This window comes from Streptomyces sp. NPDC018029 (genome assembly GCF_044327655.1).
Taxonomy (GTDB): Bacteria; Actinomycetota; Actinomycetes; order Streptomycetales; family Streptomycetaceae; genus Streptomyces.
Map to the genome: position 1 here is coordinate 205,550 of NZ_JBIRFV010000011.1, position 18,496 is coordinate 224,045.

Annotated in this window: 18 protein-coding genes; 5 read left to right on the forward strand and 13 right to left on the reverse strand. The window is 72.2% G+C overall.

Annotated elements, in window-relative coordinates; all coding sequences use genetic code 11:
• The first annotated feature begins 27 nt into the window (after nucleotides 1-27).
• Entirely contained in the window at nucleotides 28-906 is an 879-nt protein-coding gene (locus tag ACH4D5_RS31005; protein WP_398308773.1) for a LysR family transcriptional regulator, read from the forward strand.
• 56 nt (nucleotides 907-962) lie between these two features.
• Here the strand turns inward: ACH4D5_RS31005 and ACH4D5_RS31010 are convergent, their stop codons facing one another.
• From ACH4D5_RS31010 to ACH4D5_RS31035, 6 genes are all read right to left on the reverse strand, one after another.
• Entirely contained in the window at nucleotides 963-1,157 is a 195-nt protein-coding gene (locus tag ACH4D5_RS31010; RefSeq protein WP_398308774.1) for an acyl-CoA carboxylase subunit epsilon, read from the reverse strand.
• A gap of 52 nt (nucleotides 1,158-1,209) precedes the next feature.
• The gene (locus ACH4D5_RS31015; RefSeq protein WP_398308776.1) at nucleotides 1,210-2,802 is read right to left on the reverse strand and encodes an acyl-CoA carboxylase subunit beta; all 1,593 of its coding nucleotides are present in this window, start codon (nucleotides 2,800-2,802) and stop codon (nucleotides 1,210-1,212) included.
• 352 nt (nucleotides 2,803-3,154) lie between these two features.
• On the reverse strand, nucleotides 3,155-3,991 hold the full coding sequence (locus ACH4D5_RS31020) for an ABC transporter permease (RefSeq protein WP_398308778.1): 837 nt from the start codon (nucleotides 3,989-3,991) through the stop codon (nucleotides 3,155-3,157).
• Between the two features lie 34 nt (nucleotides 3,992-4,025).
• Entirely contained in the window at nucleotides 4,026-4,976 is a 951-nt protein-coding gene (locus tag ACH4D5_RS31025; RefSeq protein ID WP_398308780.1) for an ATP-binding cassette domain-containing protein, read from the reverse strand.
• 216 nt (nucleotides 4,977-5,192) lie between these two features.
• Nucleotides 5,193-6,032, reverse strand: coding sequence for a DUF4097 family beta strand repeat-containing protein (locus ACH4D5_RS31030; RefSeq protein ID WP_398308782.1), 840 nt, complete (start codon nucleotides 6,030-6,032; stop codon nucleotides 5,193-5,195).
• Nucleotides 6,033-6,151: 119 nt separating this feature from the next.
• A complete protein-coding gene (locus ACH4D5_RS31035; protein WP_398308784.1) occupies nucleotides 6,152-6,700 on the reverse strand; it encodes a hypothetical protein in 549 nt (182 codons plus the stop codon).
• A gap of 280 nt (nucleotides 6,701-6,980) precedes the next feature.
• Here ACH4D5_RS31035 and ACH4D5_RS31040 point away from each other — a divergent pair, with 280 nt between their 5' ends.
• Nucleotides 6,981-7,607: a YceI family protein gene (locus ACH4D5_RS31040; protein ID WP_398308786.1), complete on the forward strand. Its 627-nt coding sequence runs from the start codon at nucleotides 6,981-6,983 to the stop codon at nucleotides 7,605-7,607.
• A gap of 18 nt (nucleotides 7,608-7,625) precedes the next feature.
• Entirely contained in the window at nucleotides 7,626-8,174 is a 549-nt protein-coding gene (locus ACH4D5_RS31045; RefSeq protein WP_398308788.1) for a hypothetical protein, read from the forward strand.
• 59 nt (nucleotides 8,175-8,233) lie between these two features.
• Here ACH4D5_RS31045 and ACH4D5_RS31050 read toward each other — a convergent pair whose 3' ends face one another.
• The 6 genes from ACH4D5_RS31050 to ureA form a co-directional block, all read right to left on the reverse strand.
• Nucleotides 8,234-9,583 (reverse strand): hypothetical protein, encoded by a 1,350-nt coding sequence (locus ACH4D5_RS31050; protein WP_398308790.1) that lies wholly within the window; start codon nucleotides 9,581-9,583, stop codon nucleotides 8,234-8,236.
• 40 nt (nucleotides 9,584-9,623) lie between these two features.
• The gene (cimA, locus tag ACH4D5_RS31055) at nucleotides 9,624-11,228 is read right to left on the reverse strand and encodes a citramalate synthase (protein ID WP_398308792.1); all 1,605 of its coding nucleotides are present in this window, start codon (nucleotides 11,226-11,228) and stop codon (nucleotides 9,624-9,626) included.
• A gap of 307 nt (nucleotides 11,229-11,535) precedes the next feature.
• Nucleotides 11,536-12,144, reverse strand: coding sequence for a TetR/AcrR family transcriptional regulator (locus ACH4D5_RS31060; protein WP_398308794.1), 609 nt, complete (start codon nucleotides 12,142-12,144; stop codon nucleotides 11,536-11,538).
• A gap of 14 nt (nucleotides 12,145-12,158) precedes the next feature.
• Nucleotides 12,159-13,196, reverse strand: coding sequence for an agmatine/peptidylarginine deiminase (locus ACH4D5_RS31065; protein WP_398308796.1), 1,038 nt, complete (start codon nucleotides 13,194-13,196; stop codon nucleotides 12,159-12,161).
• An 11-nt stretch (nucleotides 13,197-13,207) separates the two neighbouring features.
• Nucleotides 13,208-14,929 (reverse strand): urease subunit alpha, encoded by a 1,722-nt coding sequence (locus tag ACH4D5_RS31070; RefSeq protein ID WP_398308798.1) that lies wholly within the window; start codon nucleotides 14,927-14,929, stop codon nucleotides 13,208-13,210.
• Nucleotides 14,926-15,630, reverse strand: a complete 705-nt coding sequence (gene ureA / locus ACH4D5_RS31075) for an urease subunit gamma (protein WP_398308800.1) — start codon at nucleotides 15,628-15,630, stop codon at nucleotides 14,926-14,928. The genes ACH4D5_RS31070 and ureA overlap by 4 nt, the downstream gene beginning before the upstream one ends.
• Before the next feature lie 166 nt (nucleotides 15,631-15,796).
• Between ureA and ACH4D5_RS31080 the strand changes: the two genes are divergently transcribed.
• Together ACH4D5_RS31080 and ACH4D5_RS31085 are read left to right on the forward strand one after the other, a co-directional pair.
• Nucleotides 15,797-17,242 carry a cytosine permease gene (locus tag ACH4D5_RS31080; RefSeq protein ID WP_398308802.1) on the forward strand — a complete coding sequence of 482 codons (1,446 nt, stop codon included), beginning with the start codon at nucleotides 15,797-15,799 and terminating at the stop codon, nucleotides 17,240-17,242.
• A gap of 48 nt (nucleotides 17,243-17,290) precedes the next feature.
• Nucleotides 17,291-17,464 carry a hypothetical protein gene (locus ACH4D5_RS31085; protein WP_398308804.1) on the forward strand — a complete coding sequence of 58 codons (174 nt, stop codon included), beginning with the start codon at nucleotides 17,291-17,293 and terminating at the stop codon, nucleotides 17,462-17,464.
• Between the two features lie 19 nt (nucleotides 17,465-17,483).
• Here the strand turns inward: ACH4D5_RS31085 and ACH4D5_RS31090 are convergent, their stop codons facing one another.
• Nucleotides 17,484-18,413 carry a zinc-binding dehydrogenase gene (locus ACH4D5_RS31090; protein WP_398308806.1) on the reverse strand — a complete coding sequence of 310 codons (930 nt, stop codon included), beginning with the start codon at nucleotides 18,411-18,413 and terminating at the stop codon, nucleotides 17,484-17,486.
• Between the last annotated feature and the right edge of the window lie 83 nt (nucleotides 18,414-18,496).

Sequence of the window (18,496 nt, forward strand, 5' to 3'; positions counted from 1 at the left end):
GCCGTCATAGACCTATGAGGCCGCCTCATGACCGTGAACTTCCCGCAGCTCAGGGCCTTTGTCGCGGTGGTCGACGCGGGCGGGTTCAGCGCGGCCGCCGCCGAGCTCGGCATGAGCCAGTCGGCGGTGTCGCACGCCGTGGCCTCCCTCGAACGCGAGCTGGCGGGCCCGCTCCTCGTCCGGTCCGGGCCGGTGCGGACGACGGCGCTCGGGGAGCGGGTCCTGCCGCACGCCCGGGCCGCGCTGTCGGCGGTCGGGGCCGTGGCTGAGATCGCCGCCGACGCCGGGGCGGTGACGGGTACCGTGCGGCTCGCCTCGACGCCCACGGTCTGCCAGGGCCTGCTGCCCGGGCTGCTGCGGCACTGGCGGCAGGACCGGCCGCGGATCACCGTGCGCGTCTTCGAGGGCGACAGCGCCGAGGTCGCGGAGTGGCTGGAGAACGGCACGGCCGACGCCGCCGTCCTGATCGACCCGCCGCCCGGCCCCGGCACCCAGCTCGCCCTGGACGGCTACCGCGCCCTGCTCCCCCGCGATCACCCCCTGGCGGGCGAGGCGGCCGTCGACGTCCGCGATCTGGAGGACGACGAGTTCCTGATCTCCCCCAACAGCTGCGAGGACCGGGTCCGCGCGCTCCACGACCTGGCCGGGCTGCGCTTCACCCCCGCGCACCGGGTGCGGGACCTGGCCACCCTGATCAGCATGGTGCAGGCGGGCCTCGGCGTGACCGTCCTGTCCGAGGTCTCACGCTCCCTGGTCCCGCCCGACCTGGTGCTGCTGCCGGTGGAGCCGCGGGCCGCGCGGCGCCTGGTCCTGAGCGGGCCGCGGGGCCGCGCCTGGCATCCGGCGGTCCGGCCGCTGGCGGAGTCGGCGGTGACGCACCTGACGCGGCCCCGCGAGGAGGGGTAGGAACGCGCGCGGGCCCCGCCCTCCCGAAGGAGAACGGGGCCCGAGAGCGGAGGGGCTCAGCCCTGCCAGCTGTGCGGGGCGCGGAAGCCCGGGGTGCGCTCCAGGCGGCGCCAGCCGGCCTTGTCGCGGCCGCGGCGGGCGGTGGGAGCGGCGGGCTGGGCGGCGGCGCGGGCCAGCAGGATCGCGGTGATGGCCGCGACTTCCTCGGGCTCGGCGTGGCCCTTCTCTACGCGAATGTCGGGGGGTGTCATCGTGCAGCTTCTCCTTGTGGGCTACTGCGGCGCGGACGCGGTGTGGTGACCGCTACTGCGGAGGGTTGCCGTGCTTGCGCGAGGGCAGGTCGGCGTGCTTGTTGCGGAGCATCGCGAGGGACTTGATGAGGACCTCGCGGGTCTCGGCCGGGTCGATGACGTCGTCGACCAGGCCGCGCTCGGCGGCGTAGTAGGGGTGCATCAGCTCGGCCTTGTACTCCTTGACCATGCGCGCGCGCATCGCCTCGGGGTCCTCGGCGGCCGCGATCTGACGCCGGAAGATCACGTTCGCGGCGCCCTCGGCGCCCATGACCGCGATCTCGTTGGTCGGCCAGGCGTAGGTGAGGTCGGCGCCGATGGACTGGCTGTCCATGACGATGTACGCGCCGCCGTACGCCTTGCGCAGGATCAGCGAGATCCGCGGGACGGTGGCGTTGCAGTACGCGTACAGGAGCTTGGCGCCGTGGCGGATGATGCCGCCGTGCTCCTGGTCGACGCCGGGCAGGAAGCCGGGCACGTCCAGGAGGGTGAGGATCGGGATGTTGAAGGCGTCGCACATCTGCACGAAGCGCGCGGCCTTCTCGGACGCCTCGATGTCGAGGACGCCGGCCAGCGCCTGCGGCTGGTTGGCGACGATGCCGACGACCTGGCCGTCCAGGCGGGCCAGGGCGCAGATGATGTTGCGCGCCCAGCGCTCGTGGACTTCGAGGTAGTCGCCGTCGTCGACGAGCTCCTCGATGACCTTCGTCATGTCGTACGGCCGGTTGCCGTCCGCCGGGACCAGGTCGAGCAGGACGTCCGAGCGGCGCTCGGCCGGGTCCTCCGACTCGTGGGTGGGCGGGTTCTCCCGGTTGTTGGAGGGGAGCATCGAGATCAGGTAGCGGACCTCGGCCAGGCAGGTCTCTTCGTCGTCGTACGCGAAGTGGCACACGCCCGACGTCTCGGCGTGCACGTCCGCGCCGCCGAGGCCGTTCTGGGTGATCTCCTCGCCCGTCACCGCGCGGACGACGTCCGGGCCGGTGATGAACATCTGCGAGGTGTCGCGGACCATGAACACGAAGTCGGTGAGGGCGGGCGAGTACGCCGCGCCGCCGGCGCACGGGCCGAGCATCACGCTGATCTGCGGGATGACGCCGGACGCCTTGGTGTTGCGCTGGAAGATGCCGCCGTAGCCGGCGAGGGCCGAGACGCCCTCCTGGATGCGGGCGCCGGCGCCGTCGTTCAGGGAGACCAGCGGGGCACCGGCCGCGATGGCCATGTCCATGATCTTGTGGATCTTCGTGGCGTGCGCCTCGCCGAGCGCGCCGCCGAAGATCCGGAAGTCGTGCGCGTAGACGAAGACCGTCCGGCCCTCCACCGTGCCCCAGCCGGTGATCACACCGTCCGTGTACGGCTTCTTGGCCTCCAGGCCGAAGCCGGTGGCCCGGTGCCTGCGCAACTGCTCGACCTCGTTGAACGAGTCCGGGTCGAGGAGCAGCTCGATCCGCTCGCGGGCGGTCAGCTTGCCCTTGGCGTGCTGTGCCTCGGTCGCCTTCTCGCTCGGCCCGCGCAGCGCCTCCGCACGGATCTCGTGCAGTTCGGCCACGCGGCCATGCGAGTCGGTGGGCTCGCTCCCGGCGGCAGCGGTCTCGTCCAAAACGGTCATGTAGCGACCTTACGGAGCGCCCCCGGGGAAACGGACCGTCGACTCTGTACAGTCTCCGGGCCGTTTTCCTGGCACCCCCGGACAGAAGCGCGCCGGGGCCATGAAGAAGTGACGGCTCAGACCGTCTCCCGTTGTAGGGATTCCACAAGAGAGCGCAGGGGGCGCGACTCCGCAGGGCCTCCGTCGGCTGAGAGGCACCTCACACCAGGGTGGCCCTCCGGTGCGCGGGGGTTCCCTCGCGTGCACCGTAGCGCCTCCTCCTGGGCCCCCACCGAATTGGCGGGGGCCGACAACCGGCGACCCTCCCCGCGAGGCACCCCCGTGGCTCCGCGGGAAGGGTCGGCCGGTGGGGTCAGCGCGTCGCGTCGCGCTTGAACAGCGAGCGCGCCCAGACGAAGCCGAGCAGGGCGATGGCGACGCCCCAGCCCACCGCGAGCGGCCCGAACTTGCCGATCTCGCCGCCGGTCAGCAGCCCGCGCAGGGTCTCGGTGAAGGCGGTGTAGGGCTGCCACTCGGCGAAGTGGCGCAGCCAGTCCGGCATCGAGTCGAGCGGCACGAACACGCTGCTGAGGAAGGGCAGCAGGAACGAGAAGGGCAGGGCGACGCTGCTGGCCGCCTCCGGCGCCTTGACCAGCTGGCCGAGTGCGACGGCGAGCCAGGTGAGCGCGGTGCTCATGAGGGTGAGGAGACCGGCGGCGGCGAGCCACTCGACGGGGTCGGCGCTGGAGCGGAAGCCCACGAGGAAGGCGACGCCGGTGACGAGGACGAGGGTGATCATGATCTGGATGACGGCGCCGACGGCACGGCCGGTGAGCACCGAGGAGCCGTTGATCGGCATGGTCCGGAAGCGGGCCACGATCCCCTCGGTCATGTCGGTGCAGACGCCGACCGTGGTGGGCAGGACACCCGAGCCGACGGCCATCAGCAGGATGCCGGGGACGAGGTAGTCGATGTAGTCGCCGCCCCCTTCGCCGCCCATGCCCGCCGACATCGTGCCGCCGAAGACGTAGTTGAAGAGCAGCAGCATGGCGACGGGCATGCTCACCAGGCTGATCGTCATGGCCGGGTAGCGGCGGGCGTGCAGGAGGTTGCGGCGCAGCATGGTCCGGGAGTTGTGCAGCGCGGACGGGCGGGCGGGGACCGGACGGCCGGGGCGCGTGACGGCCGGGGTGGTGGTGGCAGTGCTCATCGGGTCGTCGCTCTCTCGTGGTCGGGGCGGGCGGTCACGGCTTGGCGGGGCTGCCGGTCATGGCGAAGAAGACGTCGTCCAGGTCGGGGGTGTCGATGGCGAGCGCCTCGACCTCGATCTCGGTGGCGTCGATCCGGTCGAGTACCGCCTTGACAGACTTGAGGCTGCCGTCGCTGGGGACCTGGAGGGTCAGGGCGTCGTCGTCGCGGCTGCCGGTGCCGAGCAGTCGCGCGGCGGTCTCCAGCCCCCTGACGTCGGCGAAGCGCAGCTGGACGTGGCCGCCGGGGACGAGGCGCTTCAGCTCGGCGGGGGTGCCCTGGGCCACCAGCCTGCCGCCGCTCAACACCGCGATGGTGTCGGCGAGTTGGTCGGCCTCCTCCAGGTACTGCGTGGTGAGGAAGATGGTCACGCCGTCGGCGACGAGTTCGCGGACGATCTCCCACATGCCGTGCCGGCTGCGCGGGTCGAGTCCGGTGGTCGGCTCGTCCAGGAAGATCACGCGCGGGCTGCCGACCAGGGTCATGGCGATGTCGAGGCGGCGCCGCATGCCGCCGGAGTACGTCGAGGCGGGCTTCCCGGCCGCCTCGACGAGATCGAACCGCTCGATGAGGTCGGCGGCGAGGTGCCTGCCCTGGCGGCGCCCGTAGCCGTACAGGTCGGCCATGAGCGTCAGGTTCTCCTCGCCGGTGAGGAGGTTGTCGACGGCGGAGAACTGGCCGGTGACACCGATCGCGGCACGCACCGCGTCGGGTTCGGCAGCCAGGTCGTGGCCCGCCACCCGTGCCTCGCCCGCGTCGGCGGAGATGAGGGTGGAGAGGATCTGCACGGCGGTCGTCTTGCCCGCGCCGTTGGGGCCGAGCAGGGAGAAGATCGTGCCCTGCGGGATGTTCAGGTCGATGCCGTCGAGGACGGTCTTCTCGCCGTAGGACTTGCGGAGACCGGTGGCGGTGATCGCCGCCGGGCGCGTCTGGTGGGGCGTGGGCATGTCCGTTCCTTTTCGCAGGAGGGCAGCTTGGGCGTGCGTGGGAGGGCAGCTCGGGCGTGCGCCGGGGGGCAGTTCGAGGGCGTGCGTGGGAGGGCAGCTTCAGTACCGGACACCAGTTCGATTCTGGTCCCGGGCGGCTGCCGGGTCGGCAGCTGGGGATGAGGGGGTCGGGGGTGAGGCGGGGCGGTGGGGTGGGGCGGGGTGGCGCGTGCGGGGTCAGGCGCGGTGGATCACGATGTCGCCCATCGACGTGCGGGCCCGCACCTTCAGCGTGTCCGCGGGCTCGCCGGGCGCGTCCGACGCCTCCAGCGACTGGCGTACGTTGCCCGTCTTCGTCCGTACGTCGAGCCAGGCGGCCGTACCCTCCGGAATGCCGATCTCGATCTTGCCTGCGGCGGTTTCGAGGCCGGCCTCGCCGCGCGCCAACTCACCCACCCGGATGGGGCCGTTGGCCGTCTTGATGCTGACGTCGGCGGCGGCGCGGTCGACGGTGACGGAGCCGTTGGACGCCTTCACCGTGATGCCGCCCTCGATGTCGCCGAGGCCCGTGTTGCCGTTGGAGTTCTTGACCGAGACGGTCCCCTTGACCTCGCCGACGCGGACCTCGCCGGAGCCGGTGCGGATGTCGGCCGGGCCGTTCGCGCGGCCCACGGTGACCTCGCCGTAGCCGGTGTTCAGACGGACCCCGGCCGCCCGCTCCACCTGCACGTCACCCGCGGACGTCTTGAACTCGCAGTCGCCCAGGGTGCCTTCGGCGGTAAGGTGCGCCATGGAGGTCGTGGCGTGCACCTCGGAACCGGCCGGCAGCGCGATCTCCACGTCGATCGACGGGCCCTTGCCGAAGAGCGAGCGCTCCTTCGGCCCCTTGACCAGCAGCTTGCCGTTGGAGAACTCGACGCGGGTACGGCCGGCCGCCCTGACGTCGCCCTCCTGGGCCTCGCTGCTGGGGTGGACGTCGACGACGGTGTCCGTGCGGTCTCCCGCCACGATCTTGAGGCTTCCCGCGTCGAAGGTGATGGTGGCGGTGATGGGCTTGGGGGTGTCGAAAGAAGGCATGGCTGTCCCGTCCTGCCGGCTCGGCGAGCCCGTATGGCTCGATCGGTGAAGGGTGAAACGAAGTCCTGTGAGGCCCGTGAGGCCCGCGAGTCCTGCGGAGTCCCGCGAGAGCGCCGGGGCTAGCGCACCCAGCCGGTGAACCCGTTGCCCGAGCTCCGGGCCTCGCGGTTCGCCGTCATGACCGTCCGGGCGTCGGGTTGGTCCAGTGCGGCGGAGACCGCTCGGACGAGCCAGGCGTTGACCGAGAGGCCGTCGCGGTTCGCCGCCTCCTCGACGCGGGCCTTGACGTGGGCGGGCAGCCGGAGGTTGATCCGGGCGGTGCCGCCGTCGTCCGCCGCGTCGGGTGCGGCGGGGGGCGGGGGCGGCGCGGGCGCGGCGGCCATGAGGGCCGCGTACTCCGCCCGTGCGTCGAAGGCCTCCACCGCCGGCGGCGGCGTCACGACGAACTCGGGGTCTACCCCACGCAGCCGCACGTCGACCGAGCCCGGCGCGAGATCGACGGTGATCTCCTCCGCGGCGGCGGACAGCGCGTTCAACAGGGTGAGCCGGGCGGCCGATTCCAGCGGTGCGGTGAGGCGCTCGGCCAGGGCACGGGCTTCGTCGCCGCCCGCTTCGGCGGCCACCGCGAGCTCCTGCCGGAGCTGGTCGACGTACTGCGTGAGGTTCATGACGCCATCATGGCATCAGAATGGCGCCACCGCAAGCTTTGGCGACACCACCGATGCGGCACACGGGCGCACAAGTGACCGTTTCCCCAGGTCAGCAAAGGTGGCGCGCCGCCTGGCGCAGAATGGCGCCACCACGCACACAGGTGGCACCACCCGGCGCCAAGCGCCGAAAACACGCCGACTTTGCCAGATAGGTTGAATGTTGAACAGAATCGCGCTACCGTCGTTCTCGTTGAACATTCAACAGATCTCCGGATCTCCAGATCTCAAGGAGCACGTCATGGGTATCTTCGGCCGCAAGAACGAAACCGCCACCACCACCGCCCCCGCCGCTGCCGCCGCCCCCGCGCCGGTCAGCCCGGAGCTCGCCGCGCTGACCGGCGACTACACGATCGACCCGGCGCACACGACGATCGGCTTCGTCGCCCGCCACGCCATGGTCACGAACGTCAAGGGCTCCTTCCTCGACTTCACGGGCACGCTGCACCTGGACGGCACGGACCCGTCCCGCTCGACGGCCTCCCTCGACGTCACGATGGACAGCATCGACACCGGCAACGCCGACCGCGACGGCCACCTGAAGAGCGCCGACTTCTTCAAGACCGACGAGTTCCCGCAGATGACCTTCCGTTCCACGAAGACGGAGGCCCTGGGCGGCGACGACTACCGCGTCACCGGTGACCTGACGATCCTGGGCACCACGAAGCCGCTCTCCATCGACCTGGAGTTCAACGGCTCGGCCAAGGACCCCTTCGGCAACGAGCGCGTCGGCTTCGAGGGCAAGGCCGAGATCCTGCGCTCGGAGTGGGGCCTCACGTGGAACGCCGCGTTGGAGACCGGCGGCATGCTCGTCTCCGACAAGATCAAGCTGAACTTCGACATCTCGGCGATCAAGGCGGGTTCCTGACCGCGCTAACGTTTCGGCGTGGACGAGTTCATACGACAACTCCCCGCCCTCATGGGCGTGATCATCGGTGCGCTCGGTTCCTACGTGGCGATCACCCGGGGGGACCGCATCCGGTTCCGGCGGGAGCAGGCGGCGCGCTGGGAGGAGCGGCGGCTCGCCGTCTACACCGAGTACGCCCGGGTCCTGCGGCAGACCGTCAGCCTCACCTACCGCGTCGCCGCCCACCTGGGCAACGACCCGCACCCGCACCCCCTCTCGCCCGAGGAGGCCGTCCCCCACTTCACCCAGGCCGCGGAAGCCCGCGACCCCGCCGGTGAGGCGCTGCTCATGCTCGGCGCACCGGACGTGGTCGAGGAGGCGCGGGCCTGGGTGCTCCTGGTGATCCGGATGGAGCGGTTCCTGCGGGAGGACACCCATGACCCCGAGGCGTGGGCCGAGTTGCTGGAGCGCCAGCGCGCCGCACGCGAGGCGTATTACGCGGCCGTACGACGGGACTTGGCGCTGCCACCCGGACATCCGGGACGCTGGCCGGTGACGCTCCCGCCGACCGACCCACAGGCCGACTGAGCCCCCATCACCCCTCCAGAAGCCTCAGCAGGCCCCGGAGCCTCAGAAGCTCGCCCGCCTCAGAAGCTGCCCCCACCCCCGAAGTCGCCCCCGCCCCCGAAGTCCCCGCCCCCGCCGAAGTCGCCTCCGCCGCCGAAGTCCCCCGGGTCGAAGTCCGCTCCCGAGAAGTCGCCGCCTTCAAAGCCGCCGGCGTCGCCGTACCCGGGCCCGTAGTCCGCCGCGTACGCGGGGCTCATCATCATTCCGCCGAGCATCGTGCCGACGAGGAGACCCGGCAGGATGCCCCCGCCGAAGTAGCCGCCGGCCCACGGCCCGTACGCGGGCCCGGCCTCCCAGTAGGGCCGTCGCTCCCCGGACTCCGTGGCCACGGTGCGCACCATCGGGTCCCGGCCGTCCGCGAGGCGTGCCGCGTCCGCCGCGCACACCGGGACCGAGCGTTCGGCCCCGCCCGCGGGCGCCCATGCCGCGTCCTCGACCGAAGGCCCGTGCCGCGGGTCGAAGAAACACGGGGCGCGCCGCTCCGGGAGCTCGCGCCCCTCCCGCCGCGCGGCGAGCAGGGCCAGCGAGAAGCGTCCGTCCTCCAGCGCCTGGGTGACGCCCCGCACGTCCTCGGGGCGGGTCGCGGCGGCCATGTACGACTTCGCCTTCTCGTACGCGTCCAGCGCGCGCTCGTAGTCCGCGCGCATCGCGTCGTCCGCCCCCGGCTCCGCGGGGTGGAAGTCGAGCCGGTCCAGCTCCTCGCCGAACGCGGTGATGTCCTCGTCGACGACGACGGACAGCTTGCGCAGCGACTCGCGCTGCACTTCTTCGTGGCGCCGCTTCTTGCGCCGCACGATCGCGTACGCCCCGGCGGCGCCCGCCACGACGACCACGCCGACCCCGACCAGGGCGCCCACCGAGATCCCGTGGCCCGGGCCGCCGTCCCACGAATCCGGGGCCCTGCCGCCCGCCTGCGCGAGGGCCTGGTCGACGAAGTGGTCGAGCTGGGCCGCGGTGTCCTCCCCCTGCACCAGCGAGACGAGGTTGCCGACGGCGTTGCCCGTCAGCACGGACCGGTCGGCCTTCGCGTCGAACCCGTCGCCGAGCCGTACGGCGTACACCCCGGTCACGCCGGTCTCGGCGCGCAGCCGCTGGAAGAGGTTCTGCTGCGGGAAGTCGTCCGGCAGGACGGCCACGAAGACCGGCTTGTCGGCCCTCTCGATCCGCTGGGCGAGGGCGTCGGCCTGCTCCCCCGACAGCTGGTCCGACGCCGCGGGATCGACGTACACCGGACTCTTCTCCCAGGCGTCGGCCACCACCGACACGGCGGAGGGGTCCGGAGCCCCGGGCGCCGCGGTGAAGGACACGGCACCCAGGGCGAGCAGCAGCCCGGATAGTCCGACAGTGATCCGCTTCGTCCGATTCTTCATACTTCGAACGTAACCCAGTCGGCTCCGCGGCGTACCCGGGCTACTCCACCGGTTCGACCCCGGCCCGCAGCAGGCCGTAGGTGTACGCGTCCTCCAGCGCGCCCCACGACGCGGCGATGACGTTCTCCGCGACGCCGACGGTCGACCACTCGCCGACGCCGTCGGTGGTGGAGATCAGGACGCGCGTGGTGGAGGACGTGCCGTGCTTGCCCTCCAGGATGCGGACCTTGTAGTCGACGAGCTCCAACTTGGCGAGCTGCGGGTAGATCCGCTCCAGGCCGACCCGCAGCGCCCGGTCGAGGGCGTTGACCGGGCCGTTGCCCTCGGCGGTGGCGACGATGCGCTCGCCCTTGGCCCACAGCTTCACGGTCGCTTCGTTGGCGTGCGTGCCGTCGGGGCGGTCCTCGACGATGGCCCGCCAGGACTCGACGCGGAAGTAGCGGCGGGCCCGGCCCTCGGCCTCCTCGCGGAGCAGCAGCTCGAAGGAGGCGTCGGCGGCCTCGTACGTGTAGCCCTGGAGCTCGCGCTCCTTGACCCGGTCGACGACGCGGCCGATCAGCGCGCGGTCGCCGCCGAGGTCGACGCCGAGCTCCTTGCCCTTGAGCTCGATGGAGGCGCGGCCCGCCATGTCGGAGACGAGCATGCGGATGCGGTTGCCGACGAGGTCCGGGTCGATGTGCTGGTAGAGGTCCGGGTCGACCTTGATCGCGGAGGCGTGCAGCCCCGCCTTGTGGGCGAAGGCGGAGACGCCCACGTATGGCTGATGGGTGGAGGGCGTGAGGTTGACGACCTCGGCGATGGCGTGCGAGACGCGGGTCATCTCGCGCAGCGAGCCCTCGGGCAGGACCTGCTTGCCGTACTTCAGTTCCAGGGCGGCGACGACGGGGAAGAGGTTGGCGTTGCCGACGCGCTCGCCGTAGCCGTTGGCGGTGCACTGCACGTGGGTGGCGCCGGCGTCGACGGCGGCGAGGGTGTTGGCGACGGCGCAGCCGGTGTCGTCCTGGGCGTGGATGCCGAGCCGGGCGCCGGTGTCGGCGACGACGGTGGAGACGACGGCCTGGACCTGCGCGGGCAGCATGCCGCCGTTGGTGTCGCAGAGGATGACGACGTCGGCGCCGGCCTCGGCGGCGGTCCGCACGACCGCCTTGGCGTACTCGGGGTTGGCGCGGTAGCCGTCGAAGAAGTGCTCGCAGTCGACGAAGACGCGGCGGCCTTCGGAGACGAGGTAGGAGACGGTGTCGCGGACCATCTCCAGGTTCTCGTCGAGGGTGGTGCGCAGGGCCAGTTCGACGTGCCGGTCGTGGGACTTGGCGACGAGGGTGATGACGGGGGCGCCGGAGCCGAGGAGGGCGTTGACCTGCGGGTCGTCGGCCGCCTTGGCGTTGGGGCGGCGGGTGGCGCCGAAGGCGACGAACTGGGCGTGCCGGAAGGTGATCTCCTGCTGTGCCCGCGCGAAGAACTCGGTGTCGCGCGGGTTGGCGCCGGGCCAGCCGCCTTCGATGAAGCCCACGCCGAAGTCGTCCAGGTGCCGGGCGATGGTCAGCTTGTCCGCGACGGTGAGGTTGATGCCTTCGCGCTGCGCGCCGTCGCGCAGCGTCGTGTCGAAGACGTGGAAGGAATCGTCGGGTGCGCTGGTTTCCGTCATGCTGATCTGGCTCCTGTGTCGGATCTCGGTCTACCGGAATGACCGGCTCCACCACCCCCAATGATCCCGCGCGCTCCGTGTCCGGCTGCAGTTGGGCCGGGAAACGAAAAAACCCCTCGCGGGTGCGAGAGGTCTGCGCGCGGGTCGAGGCGACGGTGTCCGCCCGTACGTGATGGGTACGAGACGGTCACTGCGGACCGGCGCGCCTGCTGCCAATAATCATGGCGAACGAGAGCACGGTGGCAGCCTGCCACAGCCCGCACACAGCGCGCTGCCCCGTCTCACGATGCGGGCGGCGTGTGGACGCTCAGGCGCCCGGCGTGAGCGCCCCGTCCAGGAACTCCCGCACGTGCGCGAGGACCTGGTCCCGCCCCGTCCCCCGCAGCCCGATCGCCACGTGGATGGAGAACCCGTCGAGCAGCGCCCGGAGGCGGGACGCGAAGCGGTCGGGGTCGACGGGGGCGAACTCGCCGCGCGAGACGCCCTCGGCGAGCAGCGCCACCAGGTCGCGGTGCCACGCGCCCTCGATGGCGGCCTGCCGGTCGCGGCCCTCCTCGTCGGCGTTGAGGGAGCGGTTCCAGACCTCGAGCCAGAGCGTCCAGTGGGGGTCGCCGACGGCGTCGGGGACGTACAGGTCGACGTACGCGTCAAGGCGCTCGCGGGCCGTGCCCTGCCGCGCCAGGAGGCGGCCGCGCTCGGCGCCGAGGCGGCCCTCGCTCCACTCCAGGGTGCGCAGGAGCAGCTCGTCCTTGGTGCGGAAGTAGTAGAGGAGATGGCCGGAGCTCATGCCGACCTCGCGGCCGAGCGCGGCCATGGTCAGCTTCTCCAGGCCGCGCTCGGCGATCATCTCCATGGCGGCCGCCATGACGTCCTCACGCGGTGGGGCGTTCTTCCGCGCGCGGGCCTGACCGGCCATCCCGTACTCCTTGATCACACCTTCGGCTGCTGCTGGGTGATGCAGTGGATGCCACCACCCCCGGCAAAGATCGTACGGGCGTCCACGAGCGTCACGGTCCGGTCCGGGAAGAGACCGCGGAAGATGCCCGCCGCGAGCTCGTCGTTCGGGTCGCCGAAGGCGCACAGGACGACGCCGCCGTTGCAGAGGTAGTGGTTGATGTAGGAGTAGTCGACCCAGCCCTCGTCGTCCTTGAGGACGGTCGGGGCGGGCACCTCGACGATCCGCAGGGTGCGGCCGCGGGCGTCGGTCTGGCCCTGGAGGGTCGCGATGACCTCCTTGCTGACCTCGAAGTCGGGGTGGGCGGGGTCGCGCTGGGAGTGGACGAGGACGACGCCGGGCGCGGCGAAGGCGGCGACGATGTCGACGTGGCCGAGGGTGCCGTAGCCGTGGCCGGGATAGTCGGCGGTGAGGCCGCGCGGCAGCCAGATCGCCTTCGTGGTGCCGAGGTGGGCGTGGATCTCCGCCTCGACCTGCTCCCTGGTCCAGCCGGGGTTGCGCTCGGGGCCGAGCTGGACGGTCTCGGTGAGCAGGACGGTGCCCTCGCCGTCGACGTGGATGCCGCCGCCCTCGTTGACGAGTTTCGAGGCGTACGTGCGGGCTCCGGCGAGGTCGGCGACGTGCGCCCCGATCTTGGAGTCGTGGTCCCAGCGGGCCCACTCCTGGGCGCCCCAGCCGTTGAACGTCCAGTCGACGGCGGCCAGTTGGCCCTTCCCGTCGGTGAGGAAGGTGGGCCCGATGTCCCGCATCCAGGCGTCGTCGAGCTCGCGCTCGGTGATGTCGATGTCCGGGCCGAGGAGCTCCTCGGCGTACGTGGCCTGGCCGGGCCCGCAGACCACGGTGACCGGCTCGAAGCGGCGTACGGCACGGGCGACGTTCGCCCAGGCGATGCGGGACTCGTCGAGGTCCTCGGGGTCGTCGAAGGTGGGGTTGGGGCACGGCCACGCCATCCAGGTGCGTTCGTGCGGGGCCCACTCGGCGGGCATGCGGAAGCCGTCGGCGGCAGCAGACATGACGTAAACCCTTAAAGGAAGTAGAGGCGGTTGAGGGAGACGGAGTCGGCGGGCTCGGAGCGGACCGGGTCGCCGTCGAGGGTGACGAGGCCGGAGCGCTGGTCCACGTCGACGGCCCCGGTGCGGGAGTTCAGGCGCAGGTCGGCGGGGCCGATGCCGCGGGTGCCGCGCACGGCGACCCGGCGGCGGCGCGTGGGCATCAGGTCGTTGCCCTGGTCAACGGCGGCCTGCGCGACGAACGCCACGGAGATGTCGGCGGGCGTGGCTCCGTACGACCCGAACTGCGGGCCGAGGACGAGGGGTTCGCAGGTGTCGGTCGCGGCGTTCGGGTCGCCCACGACGCCGTACGCGGGGAAGCCGGACTTGAGGACGAGCTGCGGCTTGGCGCCGAAGTACTCGGGGCGCCACAGCACGATGTCGGCGAGCTTGCCGACCTCGATGGAGCCGACCTCGTGGGCGAGGCCGTGGGCGAGGGCGGGGTTGATGGTCAGCTTGGCGATGTAGCGCAGGACGCGCGCGTTGTCGTCGTGCGGACCGTCGCCCGCCATGGGGCCGAGCTCGGCCTTCATCTTCCCGGCCATCGCGAAGGTGCGGCGGACGGTCTCGCCCGCGCGGCCCATGCCCTGCGCGTCGGACGAGGTGATGCCGATGGCGCCCAGGTCGTGCAGCACGTCCTCGGCGCCCATCGTCCCGGCGCGGATGCGGTCGCGGGCCATGGCCGCGTCGCCCGGCAGGTCGGTCTTCAGGTCGTGGACCGAGACGATCATGCCGTAGTGCTCGGCGACGGCGTCGCGGCCGAAGGGCAGGGTGGGGTTGGTGGAGGAGCCGATGACGTTCGGCACGCCCGCCATCTTCAGGACGTTCGGTACGTGACCGCCGCCGCACCCCTCGATGTGGAAGGCGTGGATGGTGCGACCTTCGAGCACCTTCAGGGTGTCCTCGACGGAGAGGCACTCGTTCAACCCGTCGCTGTGCAGAGCGACTTGGACGTCGTGCTCCTCGGCGACGCGCAGCGCGGTGTCCAGGGCGCGGGTGTGCGCGCCCATGTCCTCGTGCACCTTGAAGCCTGACGCGCCGCCCTCGGCGAGCGCCTCGATGAGCGGCGCGTCGTGCGAGGACGAGCCGCGCCCGAGGAAGCCGATGTTCACCGGCCAGGCGTCGAAGGCGTTGAACGCGTGGCGCAGCGCCCACGGCGAGTTGACGCCGACGCCCCACACAGGCCCGAACTCCTGGCCGATGATCGTGGTCACGCCGGAGGCGAGGGAGGCCTCCATGATGCGGGGCGAGAGCAGGTGGACGTGGGTGTCCACGGACCCGGCGGTGGCGATCAGGCCCTCCCCCGACACGATGGACGTGCCGGTGCCCACCACGACGTCGACGCCGTCGAGGGTGTCGGGGTTGCCCGCGCGCCCGATGGCGTGGATGCGGCCCTCCCTGATGCCGATGGACACCTTGCGGATGCCCTGCACGGCGTCGATGACGACGACGTTGCTGATGACGACGTCGCAGGTCTCGCGGACGGCGGCGGCCTTCAGGTGCAGGCCGTCGCGGGCGGTCTTGCCGAAGCCGGCGAGGAACTCGTCGCCGTACTTCTGGGCGTCGGACTCCACGCGGATCGTCAGGCCGGAGTCGCCGAGCCTGACGTGGTCGCCGGCGCGGGGGCCGTGCGTGGCGGCGTACTCGTACGGGGTGAGACGGCGCGGTTCGGCGGCGTGTCCTCCGGGGCGGCTCATCGCTCGACCTCCTGCTCAATGGTTTCCGGTACGCCGAGATAGCCGCAGGCGGCGGCGCGGCGCAGCGCCTCCTCGCGGGCGCCCGGCGCGTCCAGCGGCCCGTCCACCAGGCCCGCGAAGCCGATGGCGATCCGCTCGCCACCGATGGGCAGCAGCCCGACGTCGACGCTCTCGCCGGGCCCGAAGCGGACGGAAGACCCGGCGGGCACGGCGAGCCGCATGCCGTACGCGGCGGCGCGGTCGAAGTCGAGCCGGGGGTTGGCCTCGAAGAAGTGGAAGTGCGAGGTCACGGAGACCGGCACGGTGGCGGTGTTGTGCACGGTCAGCGTCACGGCCGGGGCCGCGTCCTCGTGCAGCGGCCCGGGCAGCAGCGCGCCAGGCGCCTCGTCTCCGAGGCCCTCCCCGATCGGGTCGGAGACGACCGCGAGCCGGGACCCGTCGTCGAAGACGGCCTCCACGTGCACCTCGGTCACCACGTCCGCGACGCCGGGCAGCACGTCGTCCGGGCCGAGCACCGAGCGGGCCCGCTCGACGGCCTCGGCGAGCCGGGCGCCGTCGCGGGCGGCCTCGCAGACCGTGTCGGCGATCAGCGCGGTCGCCTCCGGGACGTTGAGTCTGAGGCCGCGCGCCTTGCGGGACCTCGCGAGCTCGGCGGCCCCGAAGAGCAGCAGCCGGTCGCGTTCGGTGGGCGTGAGTCGCACGCGCCGTACCTCCCTGTTCCACGTTTAGAGCGCCACTCTAACTACGAAATCCGCACACGGGAAGCGGGGACAGGGGCATTGACGAACCAGTGGTGAACGCGTCACATTGAGCGCTGCTCAAAAACGGGGCAACCATTCCGGACCAGCGAGCGTCAGGGGCACCCTCATGCCGATAGAACAGCGCGGAGTCGACACCATCCCGGACGGGGAGCGCACCAGCGGTCCCCGCGATCTCGTGTCGATCCTCATCGGCTCCAACCTCTGCCTGGGGGTGATCGTCTTCGGCTGGCTGCCGGTGTCGTTCGGCCTCGGCTGGTGGCAGTCGGTGAGCGCGGTGGTGGCGGGCACGGTGATCGGCACGGCACTGACCGCGCCGCTCGCCCTGGTGTCGCTGCGCACCGGCACGAACCTCTCCACGTCCTCGGGCGCCCAGTTCGGCGTGCGCGGCCGCCTCGTCGGCTCCGTCGTGGGCCTGCTGCTCTCCCTCGGCTACACCGCGCTGACCATCTGGATCGGCGGCGACGTGATGGTCGGCGCCCTGCACCGCCTGCTCGGCCTGCCGGCCGGCGGCTTCTCGTACGCCGTCGTCTACGCCCTGCTCGCCGCCGCCACCGTGATCGGCGCCGTCTTCGGCTACCGCGTCCTGCTGCGGCTCTCCCGGGTCCTCGCCTTCGGCATGACGGCACTGCTGATCCTCGGCGTCATCGCGTACGCCCCCGACTTCACGACGTCGGCGCTGCCAGGCGCGGGCGGCTACCTCCTCGGCTCGTTCTGGCCGACATGGCTGCTCGCCCTGGTCGCCGCGGGCCTCTCCGGCCCGATCGCCTTCATCACGCTCCTCGGCGACTACACCCGCTACGTCTCCCCGGCCCGGCACAGCTCCCGCGCGGTCCTCGGCGCGGCGTGGCTCGGCCTGCTCGCGGGGCTCCTGATCCCGCAGCTCTTCGGCACGTTCACGGCGTACGCGGCGCGCGCCGCCCTCGACTACGCGGGCGGGCTCGTCGACGCGTCGCCCACCTGGTACCTGGTGCCGCTGCTGCTCGCCGCCTCCGCGGGCTCGGTCGGCAACGCGGGCCTGATGCTCTACTCCATGGGCCTCGACCTGGACGCGATCCTGCCCCGCGCCTCGCGCGCCCGCGCCACGTACACGGTCGCCGTCGTCGCCACGGCCTGCGTCTTCGTCGGCCACTACGCGTGGGAGGCGCAGGACGCGATGACGTCCTTCGTGCTCCTCCTCACGGCCATCGGCACCCCGTGGGCGGTGATCACCCTGATCGGCTTCGCGCGCTGTCGCGGGGAGTACGACGCGGAGGCCCTCCAGGTCTTCAACCGCCGCTCCAGGGGCGGCGTCTACTGGTACCGCGCCGGCTGGAACGTGCAGGCCACGACGGCCTGGGCGCTGGGCGCGGCGGTCGGCGTACTCGCGGTCTCGCTGCCGTCGTACGAGGGCCCGCTGCTCTCCCTGACGGGCGGGGTCGACTGCAGCTTCCTGCTGTCGGGCGTGGTGGGCGGCGCGGCCTACCTGGCGCTGTCGGCGCGGGAGAGCCGGGCCGCCGCCCCCACCGCTCCGGAGGCCGCCCCGGCTGCCGCCTCCGTCGATCACGTAGCCTGAAGCGGAACTTGACCGTCAGGGGATCACAGCAGTACGGGGAGTACGACCATGGAAGAACTCATAGGACTCGGCGTCCGCGCGGCCAAGGGCGCCGGAGCGGCGGTCCTCGGCGTCGTCGACGCCCTCACCGGCGGCCCGCTCACCCCGGTGGGTTCGAACGTCCCGAAGGCGGACGACGAGAACGAGAACGAGAGCAAGAACGAGGAAGGCAAGGGCAAGTAGCCCGGGCAGACCCCGCGCCTCAGGCGATGTCCAGAACCGCCTTGCCGTGGAGACGGCGGCCGAGCAGCTGCTCGGCCGCCTCGGGGAACTTCTCCCACGACCCCCGCCAGGACGTGCCGGGGTCGAGCGCGCCGGACGCCACCTCCCCCGCCAGCCAGGTCAGACCCCTGGCGAGGCCGGTGCAGCCGAGCAGGTAGAAGCTGACGACGGAGCGGTCGTGCCGGCCCATGTCTCCGTAGAGGGTCCCGTACGGGAAGTGCTCGGCGTCACCGCCGGAGTGCCCGACGGACACGAGCGTGCCGTGCTGGCCCAACTGCTCGTACGCCTCGACGAGTTGGCGGCCACCGACCATGTCGAGCACGCCGTCCACGGGCGCGGCGGCTGCCGCAGGCGTGGCGATCACCTCGTGCGCGCCGAGGGCCCTGAGCGCGTCCCCGCGCCCTTCGGGGTCCCCGGTCACCGCGACGACCTCGGCGCCGCCGCGCCGGGCCAGCTGCACCGCGTACCGGCCGACGCCGCCGGTGGCGCCCGTGACCATGACGCGCCTGCCGAGGATCGGGCCGATCCGGTCGAGGGCGCGCAGGGCGCTGGCGCCCGCGACCGGCAGCGTACTGATGGCTCCCGGGTCCGCACCCTCGGGCACGACGCCCATCAAGTCCGTGTCGACGGCGCGGAGTTCGGCCCAGCCTCCGTCACCGCCCAGGGTCACCACCGGGGTGCCGGCCGCCGGGCCCGAGCCGTCGGCGGCGGCGCGCTCGACCACGCCGGCGGCGTCCCAGCCGAGCACCGCACCCTCCGGTGCGCTCTCCAGACCGAAGCGGACCTCGCCGTAGTTGAGGGAGGTGGCGGTCACCCTGACCAGGGCCTGGTGCGGCGCGGGTTCGGGGACGGGGGCCTCGCCGAGGCGCAGGCCTCCGGGGGCGGAACGGTCGACCAGTAGTGCGCGCATGGGGGTTGAGCCTCTCTACGGGGTCCTATGGGGTCGCGAGATCGCCGACCGCTCGCCATAGTGCCACTGAGTGGCAGAAGCCA